We start from the raw sequence: 21,975 nt of genomic DNA, 5'->3' as shown, positions 1-21,975 counted from the left end.
AAAAGTCGCTATTAGTCAGTTTATTTGCCTGCTGAAGCGATCCCGGCGAGCAGCGGTCAGTGCTTGCCGCAGGCGAGGTCAACTTTCCAACTGGAGATATCTCATGAGGTCCAAATGCATTCTTCCTCCTCGCGCCACGGGGTTCGCCAAGCTATCAAGCACCATGATGTTGACTCTTGCCTTCACGGGTGTGGCGACCATGGCGGTTGCCCAGAGCGGTGACGCAGGCAAGCTCGGCACGGAGCTCACGCCCATGGGAGCGGAAAAGGCGAGCACCGCCAGCGGAATCCCTGAATGGACGCCGCCCGGTGCGGTGGGTCAAGGTTGGACCTTCGGCGCGCTGCGCTCCGACTTCTTCAAATACAAGTCGGACAAGCCTCTCTACACCATCGATGCCACCAATGTCGACAAGTATGCGGACAAGCTGAACGCAGGCCAGGTGGCCCTGATCAAGTCCACGAAGGGCTACAGCATGGATGTCTACCCCAGCCGCCGCACATGCGGGGCGCCGGGTGTCGTGGCAGAAAATACAAAGAAGAACGTCGGCTTCGCGAAGTTGAATCCGGATGGCCTGAGTCTCTCGGATGCATTCGTTCCCGGCATTCCATTTCCGATGCCCAAGAGCGGGGCGGAGGTGATGATCAACGCGAAGATGCACTACCGCGGCGCGGGCATCGAGATGGTGAACCAGATCGTGTATGTGTCTCCTCGCAAGGGCAGCAGCGAGTGGATCAAGGTGACAGCCGACAGCTTCACCTACATGCCATGGGCGGACAAGAACAGTACGACCTTCGCCAAGGCCGAGCAGATCGAGTCGTACTACACCATGAGCTATCAGTCGCCGACGGCGTTGGCGGGGCAGGGCGCCGTGTTCGTGGCGCCGTCCAACAAAGCTTCGGAAACTTTCTACTATTTTCCTGGCCAGCGGCGCACGCGTCGGATGCCGGCCTATGCCTACGACGCCCCTCAAATCGGCTACGAGAATCAGTACAACATCGATGAAGCCTATGTGTTCAACGGCGCACTAGACCGCTTCGACTGGAAGCTCGTTGGAAAGAAGGAAATGGTGATTCCTTACAACGCCTTCGGTCCATACGACTTCAAGGCCAAGGCCGACGATGTCTTGAAACCGGAGTTCATCTCCCCCACGCATCGCCGGTATGAGATGCATCGCGTCTGGGTTGTGGAGGCCACCGTCAAACCAGGATTGCGCCACTCGTCGCCTAAGCGGGAGTTCTATATCGACGAGGACAGCTGGACCTTTGTGGGTGCGGTCGACTACGACGCTCAAGGCAAGGCCTGGAAGGTTCGAGAGGGATTCGTCATCCCTGTCTACGAAACCGGGTCTTGCGACTCGGTTGCTTTCGTCCAGCACAACTTGGCGGAAGGCCGCTACCTCATCGATGGGGCCGCCCTCGCCAACGGCACCGACATGAAATGGGTCGTCGACGGCACGGGCAACCCCCGGATGAAGCCTGACTACTACTCTGCCGAAAGCCTGCGCGCGCGCAGTGAGCGTTGATTCGAGCGGAGTAAAAGCAATGAACAACATCATCCTTCGCTCCTCGAGCCGCTCGACGCGAGTCGTTCGCTATCAGCTGGCAGCGATTGCCCTGGCAACGGGTGCCGCGCAGGCGGCAACCTTCAAAAACGCCGACGGATCGATCCAGGGCAGCTTCGATTCGACCGTCTCGATCGGAACCGGGATCCGGACCGAATCCCCGAGCAACTCTCTGGTCTCTCCTACGTATGACAGCACGACCCTCGCGCGCACGGGCGGAGGCATCATGGGGCAATTCAGCGGCCTGAGCGACCAGGGGAACATCAACTACAAGGAGGGCAGGCCGTTCACAACGTACCTCAAGGGCACCCATGAGCTTTTGCTCAAGATGCCTTCGGAGGGCTTGTCTTTCATGGCGCGTGCCGCATGGGCCCGAGACTTCTCCGCGACCCACACGACGGGCGCGGTGAGCGGTCAGGACTTTGTGTCTGCTGTGCCGCCCAACATCCAGGGTGGTCTGTCCGCAGATGCGCGCAGAGACCTGCGGTTCAAGGCGCGCCTCCTTGACTTCTGGGTCAGCAAGACCTTCGACGTGGCGGGGCAGCAGGTGCGTGTTCGTGCAGGCAACCAGGTCATCAGTTGGGGCGAGAGTCTCTATGAGATCGGTGGCATCAACGCCACCAACTCAATCGACGTCAACCGGGCCGCTCAGCCAGGGGCGCAGGTCAAAGAGTTCGTGCTGCCAGCCCCCATGGTGAGCGTCGCTGCTGGCCTGGGCGGGGGGGTGAATGTTGAGGGCTATGTGCAGGTGGGCTGGAACAAGAGCTACTTGCCGCCTGTGGGCAGCTACTTTTCGACCTCCGTCGTCGGCGTCGGAAGCAACGCCTACGGCGTGACGACCACCCGGGCAAAAGATTCCGGTCAATGGGGACTCGCGCTGCGCTACCAGCCAAAAGGGACCGACCTGAACCTCGGCGCTTACGTGATGAACTATCACGACAAGCTGCCCCAGACGTCTCTGAGTCCTGAAGGCGCGACCATCTATCGCTACCCGGAGAGTCGCCGCATGTTCGGCCTGAGTGCGAACTTTCCGGTGGGAGACTGGGCCATCGGCACCGAACTGTCGTACCGGCCGAAAGACGCGGTGCCTCTGAATCCCGCAAGCGGGTGCGTGGCCCAAGGGGGGAAATGTTGGGCGGATACTGAGCGCTATCAGTGGCACCTGACATCGCTTCTCGCACTTCAGCCTGGCAACGCTGGTCCGATTCTCAGCCTTCTCAAGGCGGACACCGCGACGCTGACGACCGAGACGGTTGTCATTGGCTATCCGAATCTCAAGTCCAGCTACGCAGGCTCTCCGATTGCTTCGGGAGGGTTGCTGTGGGGAAATGAACTGAATGATGTGGTCCAGACCGGCGCTCTGTTCACCCCCGGATCGGCGGTAGGTACCAAGTATTCGGGCGGGATCAACGTGGATTTCAACTGGGTGTACGACGGCTCCCTGATCAAGGGCTGGCAGGTCAATCCGGGTATCTACATTCGGAGAGGCCTGTTCGGTCGAACCCCCGGGATTTCTTCCCAGTTCATGAAGGGTGTCACAGCGGTGAACTACTACGTGAACTTCATTCAGAATCCCGCGACCTGGCAGGTCAGCGCCAACTACACGCGCTTCATGGGTGGACGCACATTGCTCGACAACCCCGTACGCGATCGTGATTTCTTCGGCATCGTTGTGTCCCGCAACTTCTAGGTCCGATGTGAAAGAGAAAAGTGCAATGGCTCCCGGCGGAGCCACCGCGTCGCAGCGGTTCCTTGCAAGGATCGAAGCCATCCTGTTCGCTCGCCGGCGCGCCGTCCTGATCGGGCTGGCCGTCTTTACAGTGTTCATGGGCTTCTTCGCCCTCAAGTTGAGGATGGATGCGGGCTTTGAGAAGCAGTTGCCGGTGGGACATGAATATGTCCAAACCTTCAACGCCTACCGCAACGACTTCCTGGGAGCGAACCGCCTCACCATCGTGGTCAAGGCAAGAGCGGGATCCATCTGGACGCCCGAAGGGCTAAAGAAGCTCAGCGACGTCACCCAGGCTCTCACGTTCTTGCCGTACATCTCTCGTAGCAGCGTGCAATCGCTGTGGACGCCGAATTCGTTCGTCAACGAGATCACCGAGGACGGGTTCCGGGCCGACCCCATCATTCCAGGGACCGTCACGCCGGACCGTCTTGATGCCAGTGCCGTCGAGGCGATCAAACGGTCGACCGCCCAGGGCGGCTACATCGGCAGCCTCGTGTCGCGCGACCAGACCAGCGCGATGATCACCGCCGACCTCAACGAGTTCGATGCCCAAGGCCAGCGGATCGACTATGTTTCATTCGGCCGTCTGCTTGAATCCGAGCTTCGCTCCAAGTTCGAAGATCGGAACTACGAGATCCAAATCATCGGCTTCGCCAAGCAGATCGGTGACATCGCAGAGGGGGCGTCATCTGTCCTCGAGTTTTGCGGGTTGGCTCTCCTTCTGACCGCGGCCGCAGTGTACTGGTACTGCCGCTCGATGAAGCTCACGCTGCTGCCGATCGCATGTTCACTGACGTCTCTGGTCTGGCAGTTTGCGACGCTGCATCTTCTGGGCTATGGCCTTGACCCGCTTGGCGTCCTGGTGCCGTTCCTCGTGTTTGCGATCGGCGTATCGCACGGTGTTCAGCAGATCAACTTCATCGTTCGCGAGATATCGCAAGGCAAGACAACCGAACAGGCGGCGAGGTCGAGTTTTCGAGGCTTGCTCGTACCGGGGACGCTCGCCCTGGTGACGGCATTCGTGTCGTTCATCACGCTGCTACTGGTCCCCATTCCGATGGTGCGCGAACTCGCGGTGACGGCATCGCTTGGCGTCGCCTACAAGATCATCACGAACTTGGTGATGCTGCCCATCGCCGCCTCCCTGGTTCAGGTGGACCAGGCGTATGCCGCTGGAGCTGAACGCAAGGGCGCGGAGCGGGCCCGCTGGCTTCGGTTTGTCACCCGCGTGGCCGAACCCCGGGTTGCCTTGGTGGTTCTGCTCTCGGCCGCGGTCGTTCTGGTGGCTTCAGCCTGGGAGAGCAGGGACCGCGTCATAGGAACGCTGCAAGCGGGAGCTCCGGAACTGCGGCCGGACGCGCGCTTCAATCGTGATGCGCAATCGATCGGCGCGAGCTACGACGTCGGGCTGGACTGGCTCAGCGTCGCTTTCGAAGCCCCGCCGGATTCTTGCGACAACGTCGCGATCGGGGCTTACCAGGAACGGTTTGCCTGGTGGATGCAGCCGGTGCCGGGTGTCCTCTCTGTCGTTTCGTTTTCTTCCCTTCTGCGGCAATACAACGAGGGATACAACGAAGGGAACCCGAAGATGTCAGTGGTGCCGATCGATTCAGGGAACTACTCTGCACTCGCCGTAGAGATAAGCCGGATTCCCGGAACCATGCGCAAGGACTGCAGCATGACCGCGGCTCACATCTACTTGGCCGACCACAAGGCGACCACTATCAATGGAGTCATCGCAGCGGTAAAGGATTTCCGCGCGAAATACCCGATGGATGGCGTAAAGATCCGTCTCGCGTCCGGCAATGCTGGGGTGTTGGCGGCGATCAATGACGAGATCGAGCACAGCGAACTGCCGATGATGCTGTATGTCTACGCGACGATCGTGTTGCTCGTGTTCGTTGCCTATCGGGATCTTCGTGCGGTACTTGCGTGCTGCCTTCCTCTGACGATCGGCACCTTTATCGGCTACTGGTTCATGAAGGAGCTCGATATCGGATTGACCGTCGCGACCCTCCCCGTGATGGTGCTGGCCGTCGGTATAGGCGTGGATTACGCGTTCTACATCTACAACCGCCTGCAGTTGCACCTTGCGAACGGACTCGGAATCGTCGAGGCGTTCGAACACGCAATTCTGGAGGTCGGTACTGCCACGATCTTCACCGCGATCACCTTGGCTGCCGGTGTCGTGACGTGGTCGTTCTCTTCTCTGAAGTTCCAGGCCGACATGGGCAAGCTGCTGGCTTTCATGTTCATCGTCAACATGGTGATGGCGATCACGGTGCTGCCGGCGTTTGCAGTCTGGCTGGAGCGGATATTTCCCCGACGCAGGCCCGTGCGTGCGGTTGGAGCGCTGGCACATTGAGCAAAGAGTCAGATATGAAATGTATTTTTCGTGCCACAGCAGCAATCAGCCTTGCAACCAGCGTTGTGGTCGTGCAAGCGACCGAGGCTCCCGCACTCCGCCCTGTGGCGGCGGTGCGGACGCCGATCGCCACCCAGGCGATGATGCTGGGGGCCGCCTGGAGCGGAAAGCGTGCCGTGTCGGTCGGTGCCAACGGCGTTGTGCTCCTGTCCGATGATCAGGGATCAACCTTTCGCCAGGCGCACCAGGTACCGGTCAGCTCGACGCTCACGAGCGTGAGCTTTGCAGACGCGACTCACGGTTGGGCTGTGGGTCACTGGGGCGTTGTGCTCTCCACCGGCGACGGCGGCGAGAACTGGAAGATCCAGAGGCTCTCGACCGACGAAGATCGGCCCCTTTTCGCCGTCCACTTCTTTGATTCCGCGCATGGCGTTGCTGTCGGCTTGTGGTCTCTCGTGCTGACGACGGACGACGGGGGCGAGACGTGGGCGCCCCAGAACATCGCGCCGCCCCCGGGAGGCAAGAAAGCCGATCTGAATCTACTGGGCCTGTTTGCGGACAAGCGGGGGGCCACCTATGCAACTGCGGAGCGGGGCCAAGTTCTGCGGTCGATGGACCAGGGGCATACGTGGACTTACCTTGATACCGGCTACAAAGGGTCGCTTTGGGCAGGCGCTGTGCTGTCTGACGGCACATTGCTCGTGGGAGGCCAGCGCGGCACCTTGCTGCGCCGCAATGAAACCACGCAACAGTGGCAGTCGATCGATCTTCAAAGCAAAAGCTCGGTGACGGCCATATCGGTCCATGGCGACGACGTCCTGGTTGTTGGCCTCGATGGCTTGCAAGCTCAGAGCCGCGACGGTGGACGGACGTTCTCGGTCGCTGTCCGCCCGTCGGGTGACTCGCTGACTGCGGCTTTGGCCACCGATGAGCGGCGATGGATCCTGCTTTCGAAGCGTGGTGTCGTGGGAGACGCGAAGTAGATGTGCCCGAAAGCCAGACCCAGGGGAGGCTTGTATTACCTCGGCACAGAGCTTCAGATATTTGTCTTACATCGAGTTTTTCGGCTTATCAAGCCTCGAACGAGGACTACGGTTTCGATGTTCGAAGGTGCAAAGTCTCGGGTAGGAAGCACCGGAGGTATGCAACTGTTGCCCTGACCGACTCGGCGAATGTCTCATCGTCGATTCGCCCGTGCGCCGAGTAGGCACCCGACCACAATGCATCGCTGAACTCGGCTGCATAGCCGTAGTAGCGATCAAGATGCGGGATGTCGGGCATTATGAAAACAGCGTGCATGTATTCGACGGCCTTTTGCCCCAGCGAGAAGTTGGTTTTAAGGTTCGTCAAACGGGTTTGCCTGTGCATGGTCGGCCCGAGCATGACTTCCGACATGGGCCGGCTGCTGTTCAGCGCATCGCGAGCCTCCTTCATGCTCGTGTATATCCATTCCTGCCAGCTGGGATTCCTTTGAGCAATTAAAGGGGCCGAGCTCTCGATCACCCGCTCCGTGAGCTTGTCGTTATGCAGTCGATGCAACTCGAGATGCACTGCCGTGATCGTGCTGAAAAGATAGTGCACGGACGCTGGTGCGATGCCGGATTGCTTCGCGATATCGTAGAGACTGAGATCCTCGATATTGGATCTTTCCAGCAACTCCTCTGCAGCCTTGATGATCGCCAGGTAGCGCGCCTTGCTCCGCTCCTGCGTTGGAACGCGAGGCGTTCTGCTGGTTTCGGGGGTACGACCTTTGCGGTGGGACGCCTTCGGGCGCACAGATGGCATCGTGCTTGTGTCCGGAATTTCGTCGGTCATTTCGTTGGAATCCTATTTTTCGCGTGACACGAAGAGATAACGGGAGGTCGACGCGCTAGGCGGAGGGCTAATTGTGCTTCAGAGCACGTTGCGCTGCACGTAAGCCTCCTCGTACGCCGGATTCCATATGAACGCCGTCGTAATCGTTGCCTGCGAACGAAATCCCGCTCAGTGCTTCGACGTTTCTCTTGAATTCGAGGATCTTACCGTGCTGGCCGGGAGAGAGGCGCGCTATTCCCCAATGGTGCCGCTGGACGCGAGCCTCCTCTACCCATCGGGAAATCCCTGGAAAGAAGACTTCGATCTCGTTCAATGCCTGCAGGATAACTTCACTGTCAGGCTTACCGATCAGTTCCCCCGACTTGGGGAAGCTGGACCATGCAGAGATGATCGCCTTGCCGCTCCTCACCAAGTGAGGGGTCTTCACCGTATGGTTGAGTGCCATGTTGAAGGCAACATCGCGAAATGCATGTCCGACGTAGACGAATGCCTCGGTCGGGAGGGGGCGGTCAAGAAAGAAATAGACCAGAACAAAAGGGGAGTTCGGGAATTCAGAGAAAAATCTTTGTTCCGCGGCCAGGTCATCGGGAATTATTTCTGCTGCGCGATTCATGGGGGCAGTCAAAATGACATGGCGTGCAGTTAGCGCTTTCCCATCTTCCAGAAGTACCCCTTCCGTCTTGCCCTTGTTTGTCAGGATTTTCTTTGCGCCAATGCCATATCGAACATCGAGTTTTTTTGCCAGATGCTCTGCAATGGAGACGTTGCCGTGGCGCAGCGTCATTACCTTCGTGGTGGCGACCAGCTTCATCAAATTCAGCAAAAAATAGAAATTCGTGAATTCTGGTGTCGTGTTTGACATGGCATGTGCCGAAGGGCGCAAAACATAGTCTCGAAATTCGTCGCCCGCCCAACTGAATGCTTCGGCAGCGGTCGCATTGTCATAGGCCGGAATATCGACCGACGATTCGAACAGGTCGAACTTCTTCGACAACACGAGATATCGTGTGACGAACCACGCCAGGTCTCGCGTGCCTCGTGGACCCATCAATTTGGCCAGGCCCAAATTCCCTTTGGGATAGCAAAGAGCACCTTGTCGATTCAAATGGCCGGCTTGATGGTTCAACTGCGGCATGAGGTCACCACTGAGGCCTTCGGCGCGGATGAGCCCGAGCATGTCCCGGTAGTTCGAATGAATTCCTTGGCCGCCTGCCTCCGCTGCGTCGCCGTTTCGTTCGATTCTCACCAGCCTGCCGCCTGGCCGTTCTGACGCTTCGACGACGATGACCTTCTTGCCTGCATTCTGAAGAGTGATGGCTGCAGTCAGACCCGTGATGCCGGCGCCAATGACGATGTTCGTGTCGCTCATGTCTTTGCTTGCTTGGTGAATGTGAAGCGCGCCCGCGCGCAACATCAGTCTAACTCAAACTTGATTAACATCGAATAAATGCTACAGTGACGCCGTTCGAGGATCACTTCGATGGTGGCGCCGGGCGCGCCCTACTTTTCACTCACAGGAGTTCTCTGATGGCCAAGAATGAGATCCGGCTCGCCGAGGATCGGTTTGCCTCGCCCTCTGGGGCGAGCATCTTCTACAGGGACTTCGTGCCTCGCACTTGCGCTGGGGCCGTTCCGCTCTTGTGCCTGCACGGTTTCATGCGCAACTCACGCGATTTCGTGGAGTTGGGGCCCGCGCTTGCTGAATCGGGCGTGCGAGTGATCGCTCCGGACCTGCGGGGCAGGGGGTTTTCCACGCGCTACGCAGACGTCAAGGAGTACCACTTTGACCTTCTCGTGCAGGACGTCTGGAGTCTCCTTGATCACCTCGGCGTCCACCGTGTCGCGGTTCTCGGCACTGCATTGGGGGGGCTCATAGGACTGAACATGGCGGGAGAGGCTCCTGCGCGAGTGCGCGGGCTAGTCCTCAATGACATCGGCGCGGAGATCGGTCCGGCATCCGTGAAAAGATCTGCCGGACACGCGGAAGATGCAGACTACAGCTTCGATGTCGCATTGGCACGGGTGAAGGACCACTTCAGTGCCCAGTACCCGGCTCTGGAAGAAGAACAATGGGTCAAGCTGATGCTTCGAGCCTATCGCGAGATGACTCCCGGGAGGTACGCCCGTGACTTCGATCTGCTCGTTCTCGCAGACGCTGCTCGGATGGGTCGGGAGAGTCCAGATGCATGGGGCGCGTATCTCGCGACGCGCGGGGTGCCCATCGCACTGCTGCGCGGCGAGCATTCCGACTTTCTGACGGCCGACACGGTCGAGCGCATGATCAAAAGCCACCCCGACACGGTGCTCACGACAGTGAAGGGGCGCGGCCACCCGCCGCTTCTCGACGAACCCGAATCTCTCGAAGCCATTCGTGCACTGCTTCGGAAGGCATCCGCAGACGTGTGATGCCTCTTGGACATGGGTTGACGGATTCCCCCAACCAAAAACCGGGGTATCCCGCGCTTGTTCGCCTGACCGTCGCCCTCGATCCGGGACCTCCTCCGGCTTCCCCGGGGATTGCCTACCGCTCCAAACGCACATCAGTGACTCAAGATAAAGGATGATCCATGAACGAGCCTGTTCAATCTGACGTGCAACGTCTCGTTTCCGCCGAGGAGTGGCAACTCCGAGTCGATCTCGCGGCTTGCTATCGTCTGGTCGCTCTGCACGGCTGGAGCGATCTGGTCTTTACCCACATCAGCGTACGCATTCCAGGACCGGAGCATCATTTCCTGATCAACCCCTACGGACTGATGTTCGAGGAGATCACGGCGTCGAACCTGATCAAGGTGGACCAGAACTGCAAGAAGATCATCGACTCGCCGTATCCGGTGAATCCCGCTGGCTTCGTGATTCACAGCGCGGTGCACGCCGTGCGTGAGGACATCCAGTGCGTCCTTCACACACATACGCGCTCGGGCATTGCTGTCAGTGCGCAAAAGAACGGCATCTTGCCCATCAGCCAGCAGGCGACCTTCGTACTCTCGTCCCTGGCCTATCACGACTACGAAGGCGTCGCGATTCACGACGACGAGAAGCCACGTCTGCAGGCGGACTTGGGGAACGCGAACTTTCTCGTGTTGCGCAACCACGGTCTTTTGACCTGTGGAAGGACCATCGCCGATGCCTTCCTCGCGATGTACACGCTCGAGACGACCTGCCAGATCCAGATCGCGGCTCAATCGGGAGGAAGTGAACTCGTCCACGTGGACCCCAAGATCCTCGCGGGAGTGGCTCACGCAACCAAGGTGCAAACCGGAGGGAAGGCGGGGGAGTTCGTTTGGCCATCGCTCCTGCGCAAGCTCGACCGGCTTGATCCAGGCTACTCTGCCTGAAGGAGTGCGACCTTGGCATCGACTGTCACCGTTCTTGGCGCGGGCTCGATCGGCGCCTTTGTCGGCGGAGCATTGCTGAGCGCCGGCGCCGACGTTCGTCTCATCGGTCGCAGCGCCATGGGGCAACGGATCTCGAAGCATGGCTTGCATGTCTCCGATCTCCACGGCTGGGACGCTTCCATTTCTGCCGACGCCGTCCGATTCTCGGATCGCGTCGACGGCATCCCGCCGAGCGATCTCTTGATCGTCGCGGTGAAGAGCGCCGACACGGAAGGCGTGCTGCCGGACATCCGGCGTCTCGCGAAGCCGGGTTCGATCGTGGCGAGCTTCCAGAACGGAGTCGACAATGTTCAGAAGCTTCGAAGCGCGCTGCCGAACCACATCGTGCTGGGAGCAATGATTCCCTTCAATGTCGTGCAGCTTCCTGACGGCCGCTTTCATCGCGCGACACTTGGCGAACTGATGGCGGAAGGCCACGAGGCATGGCATCCCTGGCTTTCGCTGTTCTCGGATGCGCGGCTCCCTTTGACGCTCAGAACCGATTTTGTGGAGGTGCAATGGGGAAAGCTCCTCCTCAACCTCAATAACCCGATCAATGCCTTGTCGGGCGAGCCGCTGCGCGTGCAGCTCTCGATCCGTGGCTACCGACGCGTGTTGGCCGCACTCGTCGAGGAGGCATTGATGGCACTTGATGCTGCTTCGATCAAGCCAGCGACCGTCGGCGGACTTCCATGCGACAAGATTCCAGCCCTGCTCCGCCTGGAAGATCAGGAGTATCTGTCCCTGGTCCCGGCGATCTCTGCCATGGATCCCCAGGCGAGGTCGTCGATGTGGGAGGACCTGGAAGCAGGTAGGCCGACTGAAATCGACCATTTGAATGGCGAAGTGGTTCGGCTCGCGGCACGGCACGGGAGAGCGGCGGAAACGAACAGGGCGATATGCGAACTGATCCACGCCGCTGAAAAGGGTGGTGATCGGCATATGTCACCCGACGCCTTGCTCCGGGCACTCGGCCTGGAATAGTCCTCCACATCTTTGCTGGGGCTGCGCTCTGATCGCCATCCGGATGAAACCACCCGCCCCGACTCCACCGAGGACGCACTTGCTACATCGAAGCCGATCCCATTGGTTCCATTCCGCAGAGCCCTACGCGCCCAGTGCACCCTTGGAGGGTGTTCTCGACGTGGATGTTTGCGTGGTGGGTGGCGGTGTTACTGGCCTCTCGACCGCGTATCACCTGAAGAATCTGGACCGGCATGTCTCGGTGGCTTTGCTCGAGAGCGAGGTGGTGGGGTTCGGTGCGAGCGGCCGCAATGCGGGGCAGCTGATCGTTGCGTTCGGCGAGAGCGACTTCAAGGCTCAGATGAAACGCTATGGCACAGCGAAATTGCGGGAGGCGTATACCTACATCCAGGAAGGCATCTCGACGATCGAAGCTCTGATCGAGGAGCATGACATCGACTGCGACCATGAGCAGACTGGCTACTTCGAGATGGGGCTCAGAGCCGACGGCAATAGAACGCTTGACGAGTACCTCGCGTTTTGCCGGAAGGTCGGCCAGGACTCATTCCTCGAGCCGATCCCGGAGGCGGAGGTTGCGCGCTCCTTTCAAAGTCCATACTTTGGCCGAGCCGTCTTCGATCGGCGCGGTGGCCAGTTCAATCCGCTGAAGTACCTTCGAGCTCTGAAGCTTGTGGCGCAGAGGTCGGGAGTTCAGGTTCACGAGAACAGTCCTGTGGTGTGCATCGAGCGCGAAGCAAGCTGCATCCGCCTGCATACCGGAAGCGGCACCTTGCGCTGCCAGAAGCTGGTCGTCGCAACGAATGCATATTCCCACCTTCTTCCGGGGCTTGAAGATCTGGGAATGCGGCGATCCCAGTCACCGGTGTTTGTCTACGCCAACGTGACCGAACCCCTGTCAGAGTCGCACTGGAGGGCCCTGAACTGGCCGCGCAGAGCGGGCGTCAACCTCATGTCGAAGCTGTTCTATTCTTTTGCGCCAACCCGCGATGGCCGGCTGCTCTACGTTGGTGGCTATTACGCGAGGGTTCCGCATGGCAATGAAATGTCGCCTGACATCAGCAGTGACTTCCTCAGGGAGGGGCCTCGCCATCTTGCATCCTTTTTTCCCACTCTCTCTGATCTCAGGACCGTTCAGAGTTGGGGGGGGCCGATCTCGACAACGCGGGACTTCATTCCGCACGTGGGCTTGTTTGCCGATGATCGGATCGGGTACGCAAATGGATGTTGGGGTCACGGCATGCCGCTAGGCGCCAGGAATGGACGGACTCTTGCCGGGCTCATGCTCGATCGCCAGGCAACGGATGCGGAGTCCTGGCTTGTGACTCGCAACAAAATCGATTGGCCCAGCCGGATGATCGTGTCGCCGGTGGTTCGCGGCCTGAGTGCCGCCATGCGCCGCGATATCCGAAAGATTGGACGGAAGATGCGGCCGCGACTCGTCTTCGAGAAGTAGGTGTCCCATGTGAATGCCGACGCGATCTTGACCTGCTGAACCGCAAAGTTTGAGCAAACCCTTGAGGCTGGATGGCTGGGAACAAGACCCGAAGGATGCCGAGCCATGAACCTGCTTCGCAGCACTCGCGAAACGATCCCAGACGCTGATCGCGCGCAGACGCGCGAACAATCTAATGAAGCGTTACTGCGCGCCATCGAAAACATCTAGGACGACTGGCCAGCGTATGGCTAACTACCGCTTTGAATGATGGCCTTGTGAGAGGCCCGCGGAACCTTCGGAGGCGATGGGCCGCGGCGTTCGAACTGCCCTCCGACTCGCCGAAGATCGTCACATTACTGCTGTCTCCTTGTCTGGGTGAGAGCCGGATTGATTGCTCGCAAAGCAGTCTTTAGTTTTGGCTCAGATATCGACGCGCGGGCGAGCGACCCGCGAAGATGTCCCGGCATCCTTAAGCCGATCACACTGATCACTTGGACACCCCATGGATTTGAGCACCGCGGATGGCCAGGCTGCTCGCAAATGAGATTGCAGCGCCTTCGAGAAGAACAAGCCGGCTACGGCGTGAGGTTTGGTCCATGGCCTTGATGGCTATTTGCACCCGAGCTACCTGTGCCAAGTTCAGCTGTAGTAATGCACGGCTTTAAAGCCCACGAGGTGAAGAGTCTGGGCCGTCTTTTTAGGATGGCCGTCGTAGCACTAGACCCCGTTTGCTCCTGCGGAGCAGTGGAAAGGAGCTTGTACGTCGCACGCTCAGCTCCTCGTTCGCTTCGACATGTGAGCAGGGTCGTTGTCCAGGCTCAATCGGATCTCGCCGTTTGCAGCTTCAGGTCATAGGCCACGGCCCGCGTCAGGTCGAGCAGCGAAGGCCCGAGCTCGTACGCGATGGCGGCGATCGACTCCTGTGTCGAAAGGCTGACGTTCAACGCATAGATAGTGCCCGCCACCTTCAGCGGAGCGGCCAGCGCGACTACTTCAGGCTGCCAAGCGGCCGCGCAAAATCCCGTTTCGCGCACATCTGCGCATGCCTGTTTGATCTCTGCTTCAATGCTCTTCCAGTGCACGCGACGCCGTGAAAGAAGCTGCATGAGCTGCGACCGGTGCAGCGGTGCGAGCGCCGCGAGGTAGGCGCGTCCGAGCGAGGTGAGCTCCATCGGCACGCGCTGGCCGGAAACCACGTGGCGAAGCGCAGCGCGCTTTGCGTAGCGGATGGATTCGAGGTAGACCATCTCGTCGCGGTCGGGCGCCGCCAGTCCCACGTTGACATGTCGCCGCCGCGCCAGCTCGAGCATGTGCGGAGCCGCGGCCTGCAAGACGCGCGATGCGGTTCGCATCGCATGGGAAAGACTTAGGACCCCGGGAGCCAACCGGTAGGCGCGCTCGGCCTTGTCGAGTTGCAGCATGCCACTGCCGACCAGGGTTTGCGTGAGCCTGCTCACCGTGGCCTTGGACAGGCCCGTGCGCTCGGCCAGTTCACCGTTGCCCAGCAACTCAGAACCGGGACGAAACGCGCGAAGGATCTCTATCCCCCGTTCCAGCGAACGGTTGGCGGGGGATCGACCGGGTTTGTGATCGAGGAAAAAGCGAGCTGGATCGGTCATGGCAGGGGTGGAGGTCTTGCAGGTAGCGAATCATCATAGGGAAATTCCAATCACTGGAATTGGCATCCCCTTGTTCGGTCACTTTCTCCTAAAGTCAGTGCACCCCCATGCGACGTCGCCAAGAACGTTCGCGATCGCGGGGATTCACTACTTGGTTCTGGAGACAAACAGATCATGGCTGCTCATGGCTTGCGCCGGTTGCGCGCGCTCTTCCTTCTCTTCCTCGGCTTCACTGCTTTCTTCGCCTTCGGCACGGCATTCGCCGCCTACCCCGCCAAGCCCATCCGCTTCGTCGTGCCGTTCGCTCCGGGCGGAGGCACCGACATCATCGCCCGCACCCTGGGCGTCGAAATGTCCAAGGATCTGGGGCAGCCCGTGATCGTCGACAACAAGCCGGGCGCGGGAACGCTGATCGGCACCGACAACGTGGCCAAAAGCGCGCCCGACGGCTACAGCGTCGTGGTCGCCTCGTTCGCCCATGCCGTCAACCCGGCGCTGCAGCCCAAGCTTCCGTACGGCAGCAACAAGGCCTTCGCGCCGGTCATCCTCATCGGGCGCGGCCCCAACGTGCTGGTGGTGCGGCCCGACAGCCCCTACAAGTCGGTGGCCGACCTGGTCGCCGCGGCCAAGGCCAATCCGGCCAAGCTGACCTTCGCGTCGCAGGGCGCGGGCACCTCCGCCCACCTGGCCGGCGAGATGTTCGCCAACCTCGCGAAGGTCAAGCTCTCGCATATTCCCTACCGCGGCGCCGGTCCGGCGCTCACCGACCTGCTCGGCGGCCAGGTCGACATGATGTTCGCCACCGCCGCGGCGGTGTCCACCTTCGTCGACAGCGGCAAGCTGCGCGCGCTCGGCGTGACCACGGCGCAGCCTTCACCCGCGTTCAAGGGCGTGCCGGCCATCGCCGCCAGCGTGCCGGGCTATGTGGTGGAGAGCTGGTACGGCCTGTACGTGCCCGCCGGCACGCCGGCGGCAGTCATCGACCGGCTCAACGCCGCGGCCCGCAAGGCGGCGCGCGCGCCCGACTTCGTGCGAAAGATCGAGCACGAAGGCCTCGTCATCAATGCCGGCCCGCCGGCGGAGCTCGACACCTACGTGCGGGCCGAGGAAGAACGCTGGGCGCGCGTGATCAAGGAAAACGGCATCAAGGCCGATTGAACGGCAGCCACCGGCCAGCCCCCAGGAAGAAGAACATGACCTACACCCTCATCGACTATCAGGTGACGGACGCCATCGCGACCGTGACATTCAACCGCCCGGACAAGCGCAACGCCATGAGCGACGACATGCGCACCGAGTTCATCGACGTGCTGGAGCGCGTGACCGCCGACAAGGGCGTCCGGGCGATGGTGCTGACCGGGGCGGGCAAGGGCTTCTGCGCGGGCGGCGACATCAGCGGCATGCAAAAGCGCATGAACGCGCCGGCGGGGGAGGTCGGCTTCAACGGCTGGCACCGCCAGCAGCGCGTGCACCACGTGCAGGCCCTGCTGCACACCATGCCCAAGCCGGTGATCGCGGCCGTCAACGGCGCGGCCTCGGGGCTGGGTGCCGACACCGCGATGGCGTGCGACTTCGTTATCGCCAGCGAGTGGGCCAGCTTCACCTGGAGCTATGTGTTGCGCGGCATCATTCCCGATGGCGGCGGCATGTACTTCCTGCCGCGCCGCGTGGGCCTGCCCAAGGCCAAGGAGCTGATCTTCACCGGCCGCCAGGTCAAGGTGGACGAAGCCCTTGACCTGGGCATCGTCGATCGCAAGGCGAGTGCCGAAACGCTCCTGGCCGACGCGCAGGCATGGGCGCGCGAGCTGTCGTCCGCGTCTTCCACCGCGCTGGCGCTGACGAAGACCATCCTGAACCAGAGCTTCGAGCTCTCCTCGCACGACGTGTTCTCGCAGGGCAGCCAGGCCCAGGGCATCTGCTACACCAGCAGCGAGCACCGCGCGTCGGTGGAGGCCTTCCTGGCCAAGACGGCTTCGAAGGAGTGAGGCCATGAACGAAGCCATCGCCAAACTGCTCTCCCCGCGCAGCGTCGCCGTCATCGGCGCCTCGGCCGATCCGAAGAAGACCACGGGCCGGCCGGTGGCCTACCTGCAGAAACACGGCTTCGCGGGGCGCATCATGCCGGTGAACCCGAAGGTCGAGCGCATCGGCGAGCTGCCGTGCTACCCCGACATCGCTTCGCTGCCCGAGGTGCCCGACGTCGCAGTCGTGCTGCTGGGCGCCGAGCGCGCCCACCTGGCCGTGAAGGAGCTCTCGCAGCGCGGCTGCGCCGCCGCCATCGTGCTGGCCAGCGGCTACACCGAGACCGGCGAGGAGGGCGCGCGTCGCCAGCAGCAGCTGGTGGAGGCTGCCGGTGCGATGCGCATCCTGGGGCCGAACACCATCGGGCTCGTCAACCTCACCGACAACATCGTGCTGTCGCCGTCCGGTGCGCTGGAGATGGACGAGTTCCAGGCCGGCGGCATCGGCGTGGTCTCGCAGAGCGGGGGCATCCTGGGCTCGCTGCTGTCGCGCGCCGCGGCACGCGGCATCGGCCTGTCGAAGCTGATCTCCACCAGCAACGAGGTCGACCTGGAGCTGGCCGACTTCATCGATCATCTCGCCGAAGACCCGGCCACCAAGGTGATCGCGCTGTACGTCGAGACCGTGCGCAACCCCGCCAGCTTCCGTGCCGCCTGCCTGAAGGCCGCGCGCATGGGCAAGCCGGTGGTGGCCTTCAAGATCGGCCGCTCCGAGGCCGGCGCGAAGGCCGCCGTGTCGCACACCGGCGCGATGGCCGGCGCCGACAGCATGTACGACGCGCTGTTCAGGCAGGTTGGCGTGATCCGCGCGCAGAGCTTCTCCGACCTGCTCGACATTCCGGCAGCGCTGTGCACCGGCCGCAAGCTGCGCGGCGCGCGCGTCGCGATCCTCACCTCCACCGGCGGCGCCGGCACGCTGGTGTCCGACGACCTGGGCGTGGCAGGCTTCGACACGCCCGCGCCCGACGCGGCCACCGCCGATGCGCTGCGCGCGCTGCAGACCGGCAGCGAGGCCGTGCTCGACCGAAACCCCATCGACGTGACGCTCGCGGGCCTGCGCCCCGACCTGCTGCGCGGTGCCATCAATGCGCTGCTGGCGAGCCCGAGCTACGACGCGCTGGTGATCATCGTCGGCTCCTCCAGCCTCGCAATGCCCGAGCTGCTGGCCGGTGCCATCCAGGAATGCCTGCCCAACTCCGACAAGCCGGTGATGGCCTATGTGAGCCCGCATGCGCCTGAAGTGGGCGCGCTGCTCACGCGGCGCGGCGTGCCGGCCTTCACCGCGGCCGAGAGCTGCACGGCTGCGCTCGCCGGCATGCTGCGCGTGCAGCGCTTCGTGGCGCCTGCGCAAGACGAGGCGGCACCGCCGCTGGTCGAGGCCGGCGACCTGCCATCCGGCTCGCTCGACGAGGCGCAGGCCAAGCAGCTGTTCTCGCGTTTCGGCGTGCCCTGCGCCGCGGAACGCGTGGTCGCGTCGCCCGCCGAGGCCGAAGCCGCCGCGCGCGAGCTTGGCGGGCGAGTGGTACTCAAGATCCTGTCGTCGCAGATCACGCACAAGAGCGACGTGGGCGGCGTCGCGGTCGGGCTGGGTGCCGACACCATCGGCGAGCGCATCGGCCGCATGGCGAGCGAGGTGAAGAGCCGCACCGGCACGGATGTGCAGCGCTTCCTGGTGCAGGAGATGGTGGCGGGCGGCACGGAGCTGATCCTGGGGATGCACCGCGACGCACTGGGCACGGCCATCCTGCTGGGCATGGGCGGCGTGACGGCGGAGCTCTTCAAGGACACCACCATGCGGCTGCTCGCGCAGGATGCACAGGGCCTGAAGCCGCTGAGCCGCGCCGAGGCGCTGTCGATGGCGCAGGATCTCAAGACCTGGCCGCTGCTCGACGGCTTCCGCGGCCGGCCGAAGGCCGATGTCGGGGCGCTGGTCGACGCGATCGTCGCGTTCTCGGGGATGGCCGCTCGGCTCGGCGAGCGTCTGGTCGAGGCCGAGATCAACCCCGTCTTCGTGCTGCCGCAGGGGCAGGGCGTGCGCGCCGCCGACGGCGTGGTCGTGCTGGCCTGAGCGGCTGCAGCGGTGCAGCCGGCGGGGCGCTCGTCCTGCCGGTCGCCTCGAACCGGAGCGGACGACAGCCCGCCTCCGAACCCAGACTGCCCCGAGGCAGCGAACACAAAAGGAGACATCCATGCATATGCCTTCCAGGCACGATCCTTCACGCCGCGCGCTGCTGCGCTGGCTGCCCGCGGGCGCGGCTTGCGCGGCCGTTCCGTCCTGGGCGCAGAACCAGGCTGCAGGCGGAGAACTGCCGGCGCCGGCCCTGTCCAGCTATCGCTTCATCGTCGGCTTCGGCGCGGGCGGCGTGCCCGATGCGGCCGCGCGCCTGATCGCCGCCACGATGTCGGAGCGCTGGAAGCTGCCGGCCATGGTGGAGAACAAGACCGGCGTGGGCGGAACGCTCGCGGCCAAGGCGGTGCTGGCGGCGCCGGCCGACGGCAGCACGCTGCTGAGCGTGTCGCCGGCCCACGCCACGGCGCCCGCCGTCTTCGCCAACCCCGGCTACGACACGCTGCGCGACTTCGCGCCCGTCACCATGATCGGCGACGGGCCGGCGCTCGTCGTCGCGCCCAGGAACCTGCCGGCCGCGAACCTCGCCGAAATGCTCGCGCAGGCCAGGTCTCGCCCCGGTTCGCTGAGCTACTCCTCGGCCGGCGTCGGCAGCAGCTCGCACTTCGCGGCCGCGCTGCTGTGCCAGCAGGCCGGGGTCGAGGGCGTGAACATCCCGTACAAGAGCGTGGGCGAGGCCATGACCGAGACCATCGCCGGGCGCGTGCAGTTCCACGTCGCGCCGTACGTCTCGGCGATGGGCATGGTCAAGGAGGGCAGGGTGCGCGCGCTCGCGGTGACGAGCCCGCGGCGCATCGCCGAGATGCTCGACGTGCCCACCGCGGCAGAGGCCGGCGTTCCCGGCTACGAATGGAGCTTCTGGTACGGCCTGCTGGCTTCTGCGAAGACGCCGGCTGCGGTCGTGGCGCAGCTCAACAAGGACATCACCGGCATCCTCCGCCTGCCCCAGGTGAAGAAGCAGCTCGAGGCCATGGGGGTGAACGTGTCGGCGAGCACTTCCGCCGAGTTCGGCAGGCTGATCGAGGCCGAGGTGGCCAAGTACCGGCGCATCGCCAAGGCCGCCGGGATGGCGCCGTTGTGAGGGACGCCATGAACCTGCTCGAAAGCACCGGGGGCGGCCCCATCCGCTACGCCGTCGACGGCACGCAGGGCCCCTGGCTGGTGCTTTCGCACTCGCTGGGCTGCGACATCTCGATGTGGGACGCGCAGATGCCGGCGCTTGCCGACGGATACCGCGTGCTGCGGTACGACACGCGCGGCCACGGCCGCAGCGGCGCCGGCGACGGGCCCTTCACCCTGGAGACCCTGGCCGACGACGCCGCCGGACTGATGGACCACCTGGGCATCGCGCGGGCCACATGGATCGGCTTCTCCATGGGCGGGATGATCGGCCAGACCTTCGCGCTGAAGTACCCGCAGCGTGTGCAGGCGCTCGTGCTGGCCGACACCACCAGCGAGCACGGCGCCACGCCGCAGTCGGTGTGGGACGAACGCATCCGCGTGGCCCGCGAGCAGGGCGTGCAGCCGCTGGTGCAGCCGGCCATCGGGCGCTGGTTCACGGCGAGCTTCAGGGAGAAGCAGCCCGCCGTCGTCGAAGGCGTTGCCCGCGTCATTGCCTCCACCAGCGTCGACGGATGGGCGGGCTGCTGCGCGGCGATCGCCGCGGTGCACACCACGAACGATCTTCACCGCATCGAGTGCCCGGCGCTGGTGATCGTGGGCGAGCACGACGTCGGCACGCCGCTGGCGGCCGCGCTCGAGCTGCACCGGCACCTGCCCGACTCGACGCTGTCGGTGATCGCCGATGCGGCGCACATGACCTGCATAGAGCAGCCCGAACGCTTCAACCGCGCGCTGCGCATGTTCCTGGACACCGCGACGGCGAAGGCCGCCTGAACGACGAAGCGGCCCGCTGCGGGCCTGGCGAACGAGGAGATACGCGATGCAACGAAGACTTCTGGGCCGTTGGACGGCCGCAGCCGGCCTGATGGCCTCGGGCCTTTTCACCGAGGCGCGCGCCCAGCAGGGCTTTCCGAACCGGCCGCTCAGGCTCGTGGTGCCCTTCCCCGCGGGCGGCGGCACCGACGTGCTCGCGCGGGCCCTCGGCGAAGGCCTGTCGCGCGAGCTCGGCCAGCCGGTGATCGTCGACAACAAGGCGGGCGCAGGCACGGTGATCGGCAACGACGCGGTCGCCAAGAGCGCGCCGGACGGCCACACGCTGCTGCTGACCACGAGCGCCATCGCGATCGTGCCGAGCCTCTACCCCAAGCTGCCCTACGCAGCCGAGACCGCGCTGGTCCCGGTGCTGCTGCTGGGCGTGGCGCCCAACGTGGCGGTGGTGCGCGCGGCAAGCCCGCTGCGCTCCGCCAGCGACCTGCTGAAGCGGCTGCGCGCGGAGCCCGGGCGCCTGAGCTATGCCTCCGCCGGCAACGGCACCACCACGCACCTTGCGGCCGAGCTGCTCAAGAGCAGCACGGGCCTGTCGATGACGCACGTGCCGTATCGCGGCGCGACCCCGGCGATCACCGATCTGCTCGCGGGGCAGGTCGACCTCATGTTCGGCACCCTGCCGAGCGTGGCGCCCTTCATCAAGAGCGGCAAGGTCCGCGCCCTCGGCGTGACCGGCGCGAAGCGCTCGCCGCTGTTCCCCGACGTGCCCACCTTCGCCGAGTCGGGCGCGGCGGGCTACTCGGCCGACGTGCTGTACGGCGTGTTCGTGACCGGCGGCACGCCCGCCTCGGCCATCGAGAGGCTGGGTGCCGCCGTGCGCGGGGCCAGCCGCACAGAAGGCTTCCAGCGCAGGGCCGAGGCCGAAGGCCTGGTGCTCACGCTCGACGGCGCCGCCGAGGCGCTGCGCATCCAGCGCGCCGAAGAAGCGAAGTGGCGCCAGCTGATCAAGGCCAACGGCATCATCGCCGAGTAGTTCGCAACCCGGCTTCCC

Annotated in this window: 17 protein-coding genes; 14 read left to right on the top strand and 3 right to left on the bottom strand. The window is 63.2% G+C overall.

Annotated elements, in window-relative coordinates; translation table 11 throughout:
- Positions 1 to 166 precede the first annotated feature (166 nt).
- Genes ABL844_RS33840 through ABL844_RS33825 form a run of 4 tightly spaced genes read left to right on the top strand, consistent with a single transcriptional unit; the run spans position 167 to position 6,641 of the window.
- Positions 167 to 1,522 (top strand): DUF1329 domain-containing protein, encoded by a 1,356-nt coding sequence (locus tag ABL844_RS33840; protein ID WP_418126555.1) that lies wholly within the window; start codon positions 167 to 169, stop codon positions 1,520 to 1,522.
- 19 nt (positions 1,523 to 1,541) lie between these two features.
- Complete coding sequence (locus ABL844_RS33835; protein ID WP_418132058.1) at positions 1,542 to 3,251, top strand: DUF1302 domain-containing protein; 1,710 nt, start codon at positions 1,542 to 1,544, stop codon at positions 3,249 to 3,251.
- A gap of 25 nt (positions 3,252 to 3,276) precedes the next feature.
- Positions 3,277 to 5,658, top strand: a complete 2,382-nt coding sequence (locus tag ABL844_RS33830; RefSeq protein WP_418132057.1) for an efflux RND transporter permease subunit — start codon at positions 3,277 to 3,279, stop codon at positions 5,656 to 5,658.
- A gap of 14 nt (positions 5,659 to 5,672) precedes the next feature.
- On the top strand, positions 5,673 to 6,641 hold the full coding sequence (locus tag ABL844_RS33825) for a WD40/YVTN/BNR-like repeat-containing protein (RefSeq protein ID WP_418132304.1): 969 nt from the start codon (positions 5,673 to 5,675) through the stop codon (positions 6,639 to 6,641).
- Positions 6,642 to 6,747: 106 nt separating this feature from the next.
- On the opposite strand, the gene ABL844_RS33820 is transcribed toward ABL844_RS33825, so the two are convergent.
- Together ABL844_RS33820 and ABL844_RS33815 are read right to left on the bottom strand one after the other, a co-directional pair.
- A complete protein-coding gene (locus ABL844_RS33820; protein WP_418125995.1) occupies positions 6,748 to 7,473 on the bottom strand; it encodes a TetR/AcrR family transcriptional regulator in 726 nt (241 codons plus the stop codon).
- A 67-nt stretch (positions 7,474 to 7,540) separates the two neighbouring features.
- Positions 7,541 to 8,842, bottom strand: a complete 1,302-nt coding sequence (locus tag ABL844_RS33815) for a protoporphyrinogen/coproporphyrinogen oxidase (protein ID WP_418132056.1) — start codon at positions 8,840 to 8,842, stop codon at positions 7,541 to 7,543.
- Between the two features lie 158 nt (positions 8,843 to 9,000).
- Here ABL844_RS33815 and ABL844_RS33810 point away from each other — a divergent pair, with 158 nt between their 5' ends.
- The 4 genes from ABL844_RS33810 (at position 9,001) to ABL844_RS33795 (ending at position 13,284) form a co-directional block, all read left to right on the top strand.
- A complete protein-coding gene (locus ABL844_RS33810; protein ID WP_418132055.1) occupies positions 9,001 to 9,879 on the top strand; it encodes an alpha/beta fold hydrolase in 879 nt (292 codons plus the stop codon).
- Between the two features lie 161 nt (positions 9,880 to 10,040).
- Positions 10,041 to 10,808, top strand: coding sequence for a class II aldolase/adducin family protein (locus tag ABL844_RS33805; RefSeq protein WP_418125991.1), 768 nt, complete (start codon positions 10,041 to 10,043; stop codon positions 10,806 to 10,808).
- 12 nt (positions 10,809 to 10,820) lie between these two features.
- Positions 10,821 to 11,831: a 2-dehydropantoate 2-reductase gene (locus ABL844_RS33800; protein WP_418132054.1), complete on the top strand. Its 1,011-nt coding sequence runs from the start codon at positions 10,821 to 10,823 to the stop codon at positions 11,829 to 11,831.
- A 142-nt stretch (positions 11,832 to 11,973) separates the two neighbouring features.
- Positions 11,974 to 13,284, top strand: coding sequence for an NAD(P)/FAD-dependent oxidoreductase (locus ABL844_RS33795; protein ID WP_418132053.1), 1,311 nt, complete (start codon positions 11,974 to 11,976; stop codon positions 13,282 to 13,284).
- Positions 13,285 to 14,084: 800 nt separating this feature from the next.
- On the opposite strand, the gene ABL844_RS33790 is transcribed toward ABL844_RS33795, so the two are convergent.
- On the bottom strand, positions 14,085 to 14,885 hold the full coding sequence (locus ABL844_RS33790) for an IclR family transcriptional regulator (RefSeq protein WP_418132052.1): 801 nt from the start codon (positions 14,883 to 14,885) through the stop codon (positions 14,085 to 14,087).
- Between the two features lie 174 nt (positions 14,886 to 15,059).
- On the opposite strand from ABL844_RS33790, the gene ABL844_RS33785 reads away from it, so the two are divergent.
- The 6 genes from ABL844_RS33785 to ABL844_RS33760 all read left to right on the top strand — a co-directional run bounded on the left by ABL844_RS33785 (position 15,060) and on the right by ABL844_RS33760 (position 21,957).
- A complete protein-coding gene (locus tag ABL844_RS33785; protein ID WP_418132051.1) occupies positions 15,060 to 16,043 on the top strand; it encodes a tripartite tricarboxylate transporter substrate binding protein in 984 nt (327 codons plus the stop codon).
- Between the two features lie 35 nt (positions 16,044 to 16,078).
- The gene (locus ABL844_RS33780; protein ID WP_418131045.1) at positions 16,079 to 16,870 is read left to right on the top strand and encodes an enoyl-CoA hydratase/isomerase family protein; all 792 of its coding nucleotides are present in this window, start codon (positions 16,079 to 16,081) and stop codon (positions 16,868 to 16,870) included.
- A gap of 4 nt (positions 16,871 to 16,874) precedes the next feature.
- The gene (locus ABL844_RS33775) at positions 16,875 to 18,974 is read left to right on the top strand and encodes an acetate--CoA ligase family protein (RefSeq protein WP_418132050.1); all 2,100 of its coding nucleotides are present in this window, start codon (positions 16,875 to 16,877) and stop codon (positions 18,972 to 18,974) included.
- Positions 18,975 to 19,095: 121 nt separating this feature from the next.
- Positions 19,096 to 20,115 (top strand): tripartite tricarboxylate transporter substrate-binding protein, encoded by a 1,020-nt coding sequence (locus ABL844_RS33770; protein ID WP_418132049.1) that lies wholly within the window; start codon positions 19,096 to 19,098, stop codon positions 20,113 to 20,115.
- A gap of 8 nt (positions 20,116 to 20,123) precedes the next feature.
- Entirely contained in the window at positions 20,124 to 20,930 is an 807-nt protein-coding gene (pcaD, locus tag ABL844_RS33765; RefSeq protein WP_418132048.1) for a 3-oxoadipate enol-lactonase, read from the top strand.
- Positions 20,931 to 20,976: 46 nt separating this feature from the next.
- Positions 20,977 to 21,957 carry a tripartite tricarboxylate transporter substrate binding protein gene (locus ABL844_RS33760; RefSeq protein ID WP_418132046.1) on the top strand — a complete coding sequence of 327 codons (981 nt, stop codon included), beginning with the start codon at positions 20,977 to 20,979 and terminating at the stop codon, positions 21,955 to 21,957.
- The last annotated feature ends 18 nt before the right edge of the window (positions 21,958 to 21,975 follow it).

Origin of the sequence: Variovorax sp. 278MFTsu5.1 (assembly GCF_048305045.1) — a bacterium.
Taxonomy (GTDB): domain Bacteria; phylum Pseudomonadota; class Gammaproteobacteria; order Burkholderiales; family Burkholderiaceae_C; genus Variovorax; species Variovorax guangxiensis.
The sequence above is the reverse complement of the archived record's forward strand: the minus strand, read 5'-3'. Positions and strand labels throughout refer to the sequence as shown.

Bases quoted from the DNA above. Each gene is read 5' to 3' on its own strand.
- pcaD (WP_418132048.1), top strand. From the start codon at position 20,124: ATGAACCTGCTCGAAAGCACCGGGGGCGGCCCCATCCGCTACGCCGTC.
- ABL844_RS33810 (WP_418132055.1), top strand. From the start codon at position 9,001: ATGGCCAAGAATGAGATCCGGCTCGCCGAGGATCGGTTTGCCTCGCCC.
- ABL844_RS33820 (WP_418125995.1), bottom strand. From the start codon at position 7,473: ATGACCGACGAAATTCCGGACACAAGCACGATGCCATCTGTGCGCCCG.
- ABL844_RS33785 (WP_418132051.1), top strand. From the start codon at position 15,060: ATGGCTGCTCATGGCTTGCGCCGGTTGCGCGCGCTCTTCCTTCTCTTC.
- ABL844_RS33840 (WP_418126555.1), top strand. From the start codon at position 167: ATGTTGACTCTTGCCTTCACGGGTGTGGCGACCATGGCGGTTGCCCAG.
- ABL844_RS33760 (WP_418132046.1), top strand. From the start codon at position 20,977: ATGCAACGAAGACTTCTGGGCCGTTGGACGGCCGCAGCCGGCCTGATG.
- ABL844_RS33775 (WP_418132050.1), top strand. From the start codon at position 16,875: ATGAACGAAGCCATCGCCAAACTGCTCTCCCCGCGCAGCGTCGCCGTC.
- ABL844_RS33790 (WP_418132052.1), bottom strand. From the start codon at position 14,885: ATGACCGATCCAGCTCGCTTTTTCCTCGATCACAAACCCGGTCGATCC.
- ABL844_RS33770 (WP_418132049.1), top strand. From the start codon at position 19,096: ATGCATATGCCTTCCAGGCACGATCCTTCACGCCGCGCGCTGCTGCGC.
- ABL844_RS33780 (WP_418131045.1), top strand. From the start codon at position 16,079: ATGACCTACACCCTCATCGACTATCAGGTGACGGACGCCATCGCGACC.
- ABL844_RS33835 (WP_418132058.1), top strand. From the start codon at position 1,542: ATGAACAACATCATCCTTCGCTCCTCGAGCCGCTCGACGCGAGTCGTT.
- ABL844_RS33830 (WP_418132057.1), top strand. From the start codon at position 3,277: ATGGCTCCCGGCGGAGCCACCGCGTCGCAGCGGTTCCTTGCAAGGATC.
- ABL844_RS33805 (WP_418125991.1), top strand. From the start codon at position 10,041: ATGAACGAGCCTGTTCAATCTGACGTGCAACGTCTCGTTTCCGCCGAG.
- ABL844_RS33825 (WP_418132304.1), top strand. From the start codon at position 5,673: ATGAAATGTATTTTTCGTGCCACAGCAGCAATCAGCCTTGCAACCAGC.
- ABL844_RS33815 (WP_418132056.1), bottom strand. From the start codon at position 8,842: ATGAGCGACACGAACATCGTCATTGGCGCCGGCATCACGGGTCTGACT.